This is a genomic window from Rheinheimera sp. (genome assembly GCF_037442525.1).
Lineage (GTDB): Bacteria > Pseudomonadota > Gammaproteobacteria > Enterobacterales > Alteromonadaceae > Pararheinheimera.
On record NZ_JBBIQD010000014.1, the window covers coordinates 76,137 to 88,558 of the forward strand.

7 protein-coding genes and 1 tRNA gene are annotated in these 12,422 nt (G+C 47.1%); 7 read left to right on the forward strand and 1 reads right to left on the reverse strand.

The annotated features are described in order from the left end of the window. Positions 1 to 54 precede the first annotated feature (54 nt). Entirely contained in the window at positions 55 to 2,325 is a 2,271-nt protein-coding gene (locus WKJ03_RS16295; RefSeq protein ID WP_337843296.1) for an arginine/lysine/ornithine decarboxylase, read from the forward strand. Positions 2,326 to 2,382: 57 nt separating this feature from the next. Here the strand turns inward: WKJ03_RS16295 and WKJ03_RS16300 are convergent, their stop codons facing one another. After that, entirely contained in the window at positions 2,383 to 3,501 is a 1,119-nt protein-coding gene (locus WKJ03_RS16300) for an endonuclease/exonuclease/phosphatase family protein (RefSeq protein WP_337843297.1), read from the reverse strand. Between the two features lie 394 nt (positions 3,502 to 3,895). Between WKJ03_RS16300 and WKJ03_RS16305 the strand changes: the two genes are divergently transcribed. From WKJ03_RS16305 to WKJ03_RS16330, 6 genes are all read left to right on the forward strand, one after another. Continuing rightward, positions 3,896 to 7,030, forward strand: coding sequence for a TonB-dependent receptor (locus WKJ03_RS16305; protein WP_337843298.1), 3,135 nt, complete (start codon positions 3,896 to 3,898; stop codon positions 7,028 to 7,030). Between the two features lie 116 nt (positions 7,031 to 7,146). Beyond that, positions 7,147 to 7,779, forward strand: a complete 633-nt coding sequence (udk, locus tag WKJ03_RS16310; RefSeq protein WP_337843299.1) for a uridine kinase — start codon at positions 7,147 to 7,149, stop codon at positions 7,777 to 7,779. Positions 7,780 to 8,057: 278 nt separating this feature from the next. Beyond that, complete coding sequence (locus tag WKJ03_RS16315) at positions 8,058 to 9,272, forward strand: NupC/NupG family nucleoside CNT transporter (protein WP_337843300.1); 1,215 nt, start codon at positions 8,058 to 8,060, stop codon at positions 9,270 to 9,272. Positions 9,273 to 9,288: 16 nt separating this feature from the next. Continuing rightward, positions 9,289 to 10,242 (forward strand): 2-oxoglutarate and iron-dependent oxygenase domain-containing protein, encoded by a 954-nt coding sequence (locus WKJ03_RS16320; protein WP_337843301.1) that lies wholly within the window; start codon positions 9,289 to 9,291, stop codon positions 10,240 to 10,242. A 180-nt stretch (positions 10,243 to 10,422) separates the two neighbouring features. Continuing rightward, positions 10,423 to 10,507 (forward strand) — tRNA-Leu (locus WKJ03_RS16325). A gap of 118 nt (positions 10,508 to 10,625) precedes the next feature. After that, positions 10,626 to 12,254, forward strand: a complete 1,629-nt coding sequence (locus WKJ03_RS16330) for a methyl-accepting chemotaxis protein (protein WP_337843302.1) — start codon at positions 10,626 to 10,628, stop codon at positions 12,252 to 12,254. The last annotated feature ends 168 nt before the right edge of the window (positions 12,255 to 12,422 follow it).

Sequence of the window (12,422 nt, forward strand, 5' to 3'; positions counted from 1 at the left end):
TTTTCCTCAAAATGCAGTATCCTTTGCGCACTTTTAACTGCTGTGGGGAACGCCATGCGTTTTTATTTCCCAATTATCATCATTGACGAAGATTTCCGCTCTGAAAACACCAGTGGTTCTGGCATTCGTGAACTGGCTGCGGCTATTGAAGCTGAAGGTATGGATGTGGTCGGCTATACAAGTTATGGAGATTTAACATCCTTTGCACAGCAACAAAGCCGGGCGGCTGGTTTTATCCTGTCCATTGATGACGAGGAGTTTGGTGGAGGCAGCGCAGAAGACTCAGCGTCAGTGCTGGAAAACCTGAAAGGTTTTGTTGAGAAAATCCGTCACCGTAACCCGGACATTCCTATTTACCTTTATGGCGAAACACGAACCTCACGGCATATTCCAAACGCTATTCTGCGCGAGCTGCATGGTTTCATTCATATGCACGAAGACACGCCTGAGTTTGTCGCCCGCCATATTATTCGTGAAGCAAAAAGCTACCTGGATACCCTGGCGCCGCCATTTTTCCGTGCCTTAACCCATTATGCGCAGGATGGTTCCTATTCATGGCATTGCCCTGGACACTCAGGTGGTGTTGCCTTTCTGAAATCCCCCGTCGGTCAGATGTTCCACCAGTTTTTTGGCGAAAACATGCTGCGTGCCGACGTGTGTAATGCGGTAGACGAGTTAGGTCAATTGCTGGACCATACTGGACCTGTGGCGGCGTCTGAGCGCAATGCAGCCCGCATTTTTAACTGCGACCATTTGTTTTTTGTCACCAATGGTACCTCCACCTCCAACAAAATCGTCTGGAACTCCACTGTGGCACCGGGCGACATTGTGGTGGTGGATCGCAACTGTCATAAATCCATTTTGCACGCCATTATGATGACAGGTGCGGTGCCGGTATTTTTAATGCCAACCCGTAACCACTACGGCATCATAGGCCCCATTCCGCGCAGCGAGTTTGACCCGGAAACCATCCGTAAAAAGATGCTGGCGAACCCATTCTGCCGTGAAAAGCTGGAACAAAATCCGGATCTGAAACCTCGGGTATTAACCATTACGCAGTCCACTTATGACGGGGTGCTCTACAACGTAGAGGAAATTAAATCGTTGCTGGATGGCGAAATTGAAACCCTGCATTTTGATGAAGCCTGGCTGCCCCATGCGGCATTCCATGATTTCTACGGCGATTACCACGCCATAGGTGAAGGGCGGCCCCGTTGTGAGACGTCAATGGTGTTTTCCACCCAGTCGACGCACAAACTGTTGGCTGGTATTTCCCAAGCGTCACAAATTCTGGTGCAGGACGCCAAAGAAAACAAACTGGATCAGCATTTGTTCAACGAAGCCTACCTGATGCATACCTCAACCAGCCCGCAATACGCCATTATTGCGTCTTGTGACGTGGCTGCAGCGATGATGGAAGCGCCCGGTGGTACTGCCTTGGTGGAAGAATCGCTGGACGAAGCGTTGGAGTTCCGCCGCGCTATGCGCAAAGTGGACGACGAATACGGCGACGACTGGTGGTTTAAGGTGTGGGGACCGGATGATTTAACGGCGGAAGGTTTGGACCATCGCGATGCCTGGATGCTGAAAGCCGGTGAAAGCTGGCATGGTTTTGGCGATATAGCCGAAGGTTTCAACCTGCTCGACCCTATTAAAGCGACCATACTGACGCCTGGCCTGAACGTAGATGGTAATTTTGCCGACACTGGTATTCCTGCGGCCATAGTTGCTAAATACTTGTCTGAGCATGGGGTGGTGATTGAAAAAACTGGCTTGTATTCGTTTTTTATTATGTTCACCATCGGTATTACCAAAGGCCGCTGGAACACCATGGTCACGGCGCTGCAGCAGTTTAAAGACGACTACGATAAAAACGCGCCATTGTGGCGGGTACTGCCTGAGTTTATTGCCAAGTTCCCGCAGTACGAGCGTATTGGCCTGAAAGACTTGTGCGACCAAATTCACCAGATTTATCGTGAAAACAACGTAGCCAAACTGACGACCGAAATGTATCTGTCAGATCTGGTTCCGGCGATGAAGCCATCCAAAGCCTTTGCTGCGATGGCGCACAAAGAGCTGGACAGAGTGCCACTGGATGAACTGGTTGGCCGTATTACAGCTGTGATGCTGACACCGTACCCACCAGGCATTCCGCTGCTGGTGCCGGGTGAGGTGTTTAACACCACTATTGTGGATTACCTGAAGTTTGCCCGTGAGTTCAATGGCCGCTTCCCTGGTTTTGAAACTTATATTCATGGGTTGGTATCAGAAGAGCGCAATGGCAACACTGAATACTTCGTTGATTGTGTGAAGAATCAGGCTTAATACCTGCGTAGCAAAAAGGCCAGCATCTGCAGGCCTTTTTACCTTACGACACTGCGATTAGTCAGTTATTTCCAGTTCTAACCAGACCATCCGATGGTCTGAACTGCTTTCCCGGTCCGCTACAGTAAAATCTAACGTTTCGCCTTTGACCGGCCAGAATACGCCCCCATTCTTGATGCGAAAGCCGTAGCTGGAAGGCAGCACATAATCCGCCCGCATTCGCCAGGCCGCTGTGTGGTAAGCTCCCTGTGGATTGGTTGGGCTGTTGGCCTTGCCACCGTTGCTTTGAGGAATGAAATTACTGTCAATTCGGCTGTGACCAGTTAAGCCTTGGATTGCTTCTTTGTAAGAATCACCTTCGACGGCTGACGAGTTCAGATCACCCAACACGACAAAGCGTTGCTTCTCGGCCAGGCCGCCTTGAGTACCCTGGTCGTCGTAGATGTAGTTGGCCTGGTTGCCTGACAGATAATCCACCCAGAACCGGACTTCGTCATGGTTGCGTTTGCCATTACGGTCTTCTTTTCCATCAAACACAGGCGGAGTCGGGTGGCTGACCAGCACGTGAACTGGCGTCCCTTTCACATCAATCAGTAAATCCCAGTGCGACTTAGAGGACAATGGCATTTGCTGCCACGCATCTGCTGAGTACCAGTCGCTGCCATCCGCTTTGCTGGTTTTCAGGTAACCCGGCATATCTTTCCACTTAAAGTGCTGAAAGGTTCTGCTTTTACTGAGGTTTATCGGATAACGCGATAATACAACCATGCCATACTGTCCTGGGTATTGACCAAAACCCCAGGCATCAGCTCCGTTAGCGGATACTTTGCCATCGTTATCCAAATCAAAGCCGCTGGGTTGGCCAGTATTTACAGTGGAGTAGTAGAAATAGGGGTAATCAATGGGGTCTTGCCCATGTTGGGCTTTTTGCAGGAAGTTGCGGATAAACAGCTGAACCCCCTGTTCCGGTTGGCTGATATAGTCGAATTCATTCAGCAGTAACAGATCGGGGCGGACATGCTGAATAATGCTGGCAATATTGCGGATTTGCGGGTGTGAGCCCTCTGCCAGCAACTGGCTGAGCAGTGCGGGTTGTAAGGCTGAGCCTCGTGGAAGGTAGTTTTCCGATTCCATGCTGACGTTAAATGTCGCAACTTTCAGACTATTTGTCGCCATCAAAGCTCCTGAATGCACTAAACAACTGCCCAGCAATACGGCTGAAAAAAAATACTTCATACAAAAATATCCCATCAGAAAAGGTGAGCCAGCTTAATGTGATCGCTCGGAAAGTAGCAAAATCCAAGGCCAAGCTACATTTTTTTACGTCTGTTGACATTTAAATTACAGATCCGACCAATACCCTTAAGCACTGTACGACTTTTAACTTTCCTATGTTACACTTGCGTGACAGCCTGGCGTGACACTTAACCTTATAAGAAGTTCCGTTTGCGCCTGGCAAATCGTAAAAAAAACGTAATAATTCTGCGTTATATTTTTTGCCCAAATTAAAGGCCGGATTGCCTTTGGCTTGGCTAAATAAAGAATTTACAACTACCAGGTGAAAAACGATATGAAAATTAAGCATATAGCTCTTGCCATTACTTTAGCACTGGGTGCTAGTAATGTGGCTTTGGCGAATACAGGCCAATCTTCGGCAATACGTGGTGCGATTGTTGACCCTCAGGGAAACCCTGCTGTAGGTACTACTCTTACTATCATTCATACGCCGTCAGGCTCGGTTAAAGAGCTTGCAGTAAATAGTACAGGTCAGTTCAACGTAAGTGGTTTGCGTGTTGGCGGTCCTTACACAATTATTGTTAAAAACTCTGGCTATGAAGGTAAGGTGATTGAAAATATTTACCTTGATATGAACAAACCTTTGCAGCTAAATACTGAGTTAGCAGCAAAGCAAGACGTAGAAACTATTACGGTTACGGGTACCCGTGATTTCTTCTCCAATAGCGGCTCAGCCAGCTATTTCGGTGAAGAGCAAATTGGCAACTCTGCGACATTCAACCGTGATATTAAAGATGTTGTCCGAATGAATCCTCTGGCTGTCTTGGATCCTTCAGGCACTGAGCTCAGCATCGCAGGTAGTAATCCAAAATATAACTCTCTGACGGTCGATGGTGTTGGTCTGGCGGATACATTTGGTCTGAATGCCAATGGTTATCCCGCGCAGCGCCCACCTATTTCACTGGATGCTGTGGAACAGATTTCCGTGGAGTTTGCACCATTTAAAGCTCGTGCAGGTAAATTCAGTGGCGGCAATATCAATGTGGTCACAAAGTCTGGTACTAATGAGCTGGAAGGCTCTGTATTTTATGAATTTGTGCCATGGTCTGGTAAGGCAAAAGACACTGATTTAGTCGCAGGCCGTGAGTTTGATGTTGACAATGAAGAAAAAACTATTGGTGCAACACTTGGTGGAGCTATTGTCGAAGACAAATTGTTTTTCTTTGCTGCTTACGATAAGTGGGAAGAAGATGTTGTATTCAACTACGATTTGAACACGCTGGAAGGGCACGATGTAACAATCGAACAAGCCAATCGAGTTATTGCGATTCTGAACGACGTTTATGGTTTGCAGGACTCAATTGGTAGCACTCCGCCACCTGACAGTGATGAAAAAATTCTTTTCAAGCTGGATTGGAATATCAACAGCGACCATCGTGCTGATTTTACCTATTCGTTCCAGGAAAATACTGCAGCGCGTAATTATACCAATGCAGACAATACGCTGAATTTTGCGTCTAACGGTTGGTCTCAGGATTCTGAAACTACCTTCATCTCTACGCACCTTTACTCCGATTGGTCGGCTGATTTCTCCACTGAAATCAGCTGGACTTATAAAGACTATGCTCAGGCATCAAACACCGCTTCTAACTGGGGTGAGATTAACATTGACGTAGCTCCTGGTTCTCAAAATGGTGCCGACATTGTTGCGGGTCGCGATGAAAACCGCCATGCCAACGTGCTTGAAAACAAAACCATGACTTTAGGTATTCACTCTACTTATTTAGCTGGTGACGTTGAATACAAGTTTGGTGGCGAAATCGAAGACGTATGGAACTACAACTTATATGGTCGTCATGGTGCGGGTACCTGGACATTCAACAGTATCGAAGAGTTTGAAGCCAAAGCTCCGACAAGCTTGGTATACAGCAATGCCTACACCAACAACCTGCAGGATATTGCTTACGATGTAGACAGTTTGCAGTACTCTTTATATGGTGAAGCAACCTTTGAATTGTTCACTGATTTTATGGTGACAGCTGGTTTACGTTATGAATTGTTAACTGTAAGTGGCGAACCTAAATTAAACGAAAACTTTGTTGATACCTATGGTTATGCCAACACTGAAAACATGGACGGTACAGACATCCTGTTGCCTCGTTTAGGTTTTACCTGGAATGTAGCAGACGACGTCACCTTGCGTGGTGGTGTAGGGCGTTTTAGTGGCGGTATGCCGCTGGTATGGGTGTCTAACGCCTACACCAACGACGGTTTTACAAAAGTAAACGCGAATCCTACCGTGGTCCGTGATGCAATTCGAAATCCAGCTAACGTAGACTTCACTCGGGTACCACAGGCTGTAATGGATTCAATGGTACCAGGTGCTGGTAGCACTAACACCATCGCTGACGGTTTCAAAATGCCTTCAGACTGGCGCTATCAGTTTGCAGTAGATTACGTATTTGATTTACCTGTTCTCGGTGAAGGTTTTGCCTGGACAAACGAAATCACTTATGTAGATCGTGAAGACGCGCCATATTGGGTTGATATTTCCCGTGTCAAAACAGGTGAAACCGTTGACGGACGGACTATCTGGGGTTCTGTTTATCAAGGCGGTCTGGCTCAAAACTGGGATATTGAGCTGCGCAACATCGATAACGGTGGTCGCAGTGTGATTCTCACTTCATCTTTACAGAAAGAGTGGGATAACGGTATTTCTCTGAGTACTTCTTATACGAACCAAGACATCACTGAAGTGAATCCGGGGACAAGTTCGACTGCAGAGTCTAACTATCAGTTTGAAGTAACAAAGAACCGGAACGAGCCATTGTTAGGTCGTGCCTATTATGAAATAGAGCACCGGTTTGTTGTCAATCTGGGCTACAAGCATGAGTTTTTCGCCGGCTATGCAACGAATTTTAACTTGTTCTTCGAACGACGTTCAGGTGAACCTTTCTCGTGGACTTTAGGAGCGTTCCAGGACGGCGATTTGGGTGACCAGCCAAACTTTGACGATGCGGATATTTACTTACCATACTTGCCGTCAAGTGCTAGCGATCCGGCTTTTGATTTTGTTAATGGCTTGAGTTACGACGAAATCATGGCTATTGCGGCTGCAGCTGGCGTAGATGGTTATGCAGGTGATTATATTGAGAAATATTCTTCAAACCAACCTTGGCTGACCACCATGGATTTAGCGATTACTCAAGAGTTGCCGGGCCTGGTTGAGGGACACAAAGGTAAGTTGTACTTTGTGATCGATAACTTCGCTAATCTGCTGAATGACGACTGGGGTAAATCGTATAGTATGGCTTTCCCTCAGCGTATACTGTATGACTTTGATGTTAACGCTCAGGGACAATACGTATTACAGGAAGCTTTTGGTGGCACAAACACTAAAAACTTTGATAGATTTGATGTGAGCGAATCAACCTGGAATATCAAACTTGGTGTCAAGTATAACTTCTGATAAGTTGGTCGTCTGTTAAACAAAAACCCGGAATCGTAGATTCCGGGTTTTTTTTATTTATTTTGTAGCCATATTTTCGGATAATGCCGCGATTCATTGTGAACAGGCAGGTTTTTGTGGCCAAAAGTACCATTATTGCCATTGCTGGCGCCTCCGCATCTGGAAAAAGTTTATTTGCCTCCACTGTGTACCAGGAATTGGTGGCTGAATTGGGTGGAGAGCGCATCGCTGTGCTCGCTGAAGATGCCTATTACCGTAATCAGGATCACTTATCCTTTGAACAGCGTTGCCTGACCAACTATGACCATCCTGCCGCTTTTGAACATGAATTGCTGGCGGCCCATTTACAGCAATTAAAAGCCGGACATGCGGTTGAAATGCCTCAGTATTGCTACAAAACTCATACCCGGAAAGCTGAAACTATCCGTGTTCATCCGGCCAAGGTGGTGCTGGTCGAAGGTATTCTGCTGTTAACGGACGAAAAACTTCGGCAGCAGTTTAATATCACCGTTTTTATGGATACCCCGCTGGATGTTTGTCTGCTACGCCGGATCAAACGAGATATGGAGGACAGGGGCCGGACTTTAGGTTCTGTCACTGAGCAGTATGAAAACTACGTACGGCCAGCTTTTTTTGAGTTTATTAACCCGTCCAAGCAATTTGCTGATTTGGTGGTGACTCGCGGCGGCAAAAATGAAATTGCCATCGATATTATTAAAACCAAGATCCGGCAGCTATTGGCGGAATAACCGCAACGGACGGGGAAGGGCACTTCAGGCTGTAACCCGTCGTTTCCCCTCTGTTCACAGCTTTGCAATCAATACAATTCTGTTATAATCGCGCGGCAAAACGTCAAGTTTAGACAACCCCAGAACAGCAATTCAGGCAGTTTTACGTTGAGTCTTTCGACTAATCTGCTCCCGCTAGGAAACTGTAACTACTTGATCTTTTGATGCTATTCTATGGACTTGGCATCACTAGAACAATGAGCCGGCGGTAAACCGGGCCCCGTATCCAAGGAATAATTATGATGAGTTTAGTTGGCATCGTTGCCATCTTGTTAACGGCTTATTTGTTTTCGGCTCACCGAAGCCAAATCAAATGGCGCACCGTTGTTGGCGCTTTCCTGATCCAGATGGCCATTGGTGCTTTTGTACTTTATGTGCCTTTTGGTAAAGATGTGCTGTTGAGCATTTCTGGTTTTGTCGGGCAAATTATCAGTTATGCCCAACAAGGTATTGTATTTTTATTTGGCGATGCCGGTGCGCAAAAGTATGGTTTTGTATTTGCCATTCATGTGCTCACCGTAATCATCTTCTTCTCGTCGCTGATTGCTGTGCTGTATCACATTGGTGTGATGCGGGTCATTATCAGCGTGTTAGGTGGAGGCCTCCAGAAGCTACTCGGAACCAGTCGTCCAGAGTCGATGAACTCTGCTGCCAATATTTTTGTGGGGCAGACGGAAGCGCCGTTAGTCGTGAAACCTTTTATTCCGTCAATGACCCGCTCTGAACTTTTTGCCGTGATGGTGGGTGGTTTGTCGTCTGTTGCGGGTTCTGTACTGGCCGGTTATGCGGGCATGGGGGTCGAACTGAAGTACCTGATCGCAGCCAGTTTCATGGCTGCTCCTGGCGGTTTATTGATGGCGAAATTGCTGTTGCCTGAAACTGAAACGCCGAAAGATGATTTAGCGGCTGCTGTGGCGATGGAAAAAAATACCAATGTGATTGATGCAGCAGCCTCAGGTGCAGCCAGCGGTTTACAACTGGCGTTAAATGTAGGCGCCATGCTGTTGGCATTTGTGGGTCTGATCGCCATGGTGAATGGTCTGATTGGTTGGATGGGGGGCTTGGTGGGCATTGAAGGTTTAACGCTGCAGCAGATCTTTGGTTATGTGTTCCAGCCGTTAGCCTTTGTGCTTGGTGTGTCCTGGGAAGAAGCCCGTCTTGCGGGTAGTTTTATTGGTCAGAAACTGGTGATTAACGAGTTTGTGGCTTATCTGGATTTTATTGAATACGTGAAGGCAGGTCAGCTGAGTGATCATACTCAGGTGATCGTGACTATCGCGTTGTGTGGTTTTGCAAACTTCTCGTCTATTGCCATTCTGTTAGGTGGCTTGGGCGTGATGGCTCCGAATCGTCGATCGGACATTGCAGAACTTGGTCTGAAAGCTTTGCTTGCCGCCACTCTGGCGAATTTGATGAGTGCGGCTATTGCAGGCTTTTTCTTCTCGTTAAGTTAAAACACGGGTTACAACTATGACTCAACAACAAGTCCCTACGCTGGACATCAGACGGTTTGCCACCGACAAAGACAACTTTGTTGCCGAAATTGGCAAGGCCTACACTGAGTTTGGTTTCTGTGGCATCAGTGGCCACGGTATTCCAGATGAAGTGGTGGACAACACCTACAAAGCAATTAAAAAATTCTTTGCGTTGCCGACTGAAGTAAAACGCGCTTACCACGTGCCAGGCCAGGGCGGAGCTCGTGGTTACACAGGGTTTGGTGTTGAGAAAGCCAAAGACAGCAACCATCCTGATTTGAAAGAATTCTGGCACGTCGGCCGTGAGTTGTCTGGCCCGGCGCCGCACGAATGTTTGTATCCGAATTTATGGCCAACTGAAGTGCCAGAATTTAAAGAAGCAACTTATGCTCTGTATCAGGCGCTGGAGCAGTTGGGTACTCAGGTTCTGCAAGCTTTAGCTTTGTTCCTGCAGCAGGATGAACACTTCTTTGACGATAAAGTGAATTACGGCAATTCTATTTTGCGTCCTATTCACTACCCACCAATTCAGGACACATCGACTCAGTCGATTCGTGCGGGTCAGCATGAAGATATCAACCTGATCACGCTTCTGGTGGGATCGCATGAATCAGGGTTGGAAATTCTGCGCCGTGACGGCAGCTGGTTGCCAGTGACGACCATTGAAGGCACCATAGTTGTGAATATTGGAGACATGCTGCAGCGCCTGACCAATCATGTGCTGCCCTCTACCACTCATCGGGTGGTCAATCCTGCCGGAGCTGCAGCAGGTCAGCCTCGTTACTCTATTCCGTTTTTTATGCATCCAAACCCGGATTATGTCATCGAAACTCTGGATAGCTGTATCAGTGCGGAGCGGCCAAACCGTTACCCTGAGTCTATCAACTCAAACGATTACCTGTTGCAACGCCTGGAAGAGATTGGCTTGTTAAAGAAATCGAAATACTGAGTTGAGCTATAGATGAAGAAGAGGTGAACAGGGTTCACCTCTTTTTTTGGCTGAAATACAGCATTTTGTTCGTCGTTGCTGAACATTTCGGCAATCAGCCGAAAAAACTCAGAAATTTTGCGTTGTTCAGTTGACGAGTGCGCTTGTGACGCATAATATGCACGCCGTCAGCGACGCTTGGCCGCGGTGGTGGAATTGGTAGACACACTAGCTTCAGGTGTTAGCGCTTCACGGCGTGGGGGTTCGAGTCCCCCCCCCGGCACCAACTCTAATTAAATTTTTAATACATCTCAGTTTTATTTCAAATTTCCCGCATAGTCAGTTTACAGATGAACCTGCCACATCTATGGTTGAGCTAATTATTCTTCAGGTTAGCTAGTCTTATGCTGTCTCGTCTGACAATAAAAACCCGTCTTGCAAGCATTTTAGTTGTCGCAGTGATCGGCCAGATTTTACTCTGTGTTTTGGTACTGTCTGGGCTGAAAACAACCATTCTCGAAGAAAAGCGTTTATCAACTCAGTATCTGGCGCAGGTGGCAACAGATATCGTGGCTTCTTATCATGCTAAAGTAAACAGTGCTGAACTGACTGAGGAACAGGCCAAAGCCCTGGCACTCAAAGCGCTGCAAGATATCCGCTATAAAGAAGATGATTATTATTTTGTCATTGACCAGCAAGTTCAGATGCTGATGCATCCGTTTCGCCCCGATTTAAATGGCACCAGTGTAGCCGACTTCAAGGATAAAGAAGGAAATCTCCTGTTTAAAGACATGGCTGATGGTGTCGCCGACGATGGCGAGCATAGTGTGTTTTATAACTGGCCCAAGCCAGGGGCGACAGAGCCGGTGCCAAAGATCACTCACGTTGAATTGTTTAAACCCTGGGGCTGGATTGTCGGTACAGGCATCTATGTGGATGATGCTGAGACTGCGTTTTATCAGGTTATGGCAAAGTTACTGAGTTTAGCGGTCATTATTATCCTGGCTTTAGCGGTAATCAGCTGGTTAGTGTCGCGTTCCGTAATTATTCCTCTGACCAAAGTGGTTGATGCGATGCATGATATTGCCAGAGGTGAAGGCGATTTAACGGTTCGGCTGGATTATCAGGGTCAGGATGAACTGGGCAGGTTGGTTTCTTCTTTTAACCTTTTTGTCGGAAAAATAGCGGCTTTAATCAAGACCGTCGGCGATACAGCGGTATCATTAAACCAAAATGCTGACCAAGTCAGTCAGATAGCCACTCAGATCAATCACGAAGGTAGTCAGCAGCGTCAGGAAACAGATATGGTCGCCACTGCTATTACTCAAATGAGTTCTGCGATTTCAGAAGTGGCTCAAAGTGCGGAATTGGCGAATCGGGAGACTGAGCAGGTAGGTCAACTGACCAGTCAGGGGCTGCAACTGATGCAGAACACAGTGAAGAGTATTGAAAGTCAAAGGGAAACCATAGAGCAGAGCGCAGAAGTGGCTCAATCACTGTACCAGGCGTCACAGAATATTAATCAGGTCCTGAGCATCATCAATCAGCTTGCCGATCAAACTAATCTGCTGGCGTTAAATGCTGCTATAGAAGCTGCACGGGCTGGTGAGCATGGACGGGGTTTTTCGGTGGTCGCTGATGAAGTTCGGACATTGGCGTATCGCACGCAACAATCAACTCAGGAAATTGCCGGTATCATTGCTCAGCTACAAAATGATACCCAACGCATGACAAATTCAGTTCAACTTAGTCAGTCTTCAGCATTACAGAACATAGAACGCGCCGACCAGGTTCAGCAGGCACTCACTACCATTAGTCAGTCGATGGCGCAGATTGCTGACATGAACGCCCACATAGCCACAGCTGCAGAGCAACAAAGCGCAGTAGCTTCAGAAGTAGATAAAAATGTACATACGATGAGTGATTTGGTTCATCAGACAGCCAATACCATCAGCCGATGTGATGAATCCACCCGCCAGCTCCATCGACTTAGCCAGGATCTGCAACAACTCGTGAGCCAATTTAAGGTTTAATTCCGGTTAAATTGGTCGATATCAGCCAATAAATGAACATTTCGTTCGTTTGTTGAGCGGTTGAGCGTGGTTATCATCAAAATGTCATTTTATCGCTTGCGTAAAGTTGGAAGCTCCCTATAATGCGCGCCATGCCGACGGGGTGAAGCGAAAGCGACTCTGGTGGTG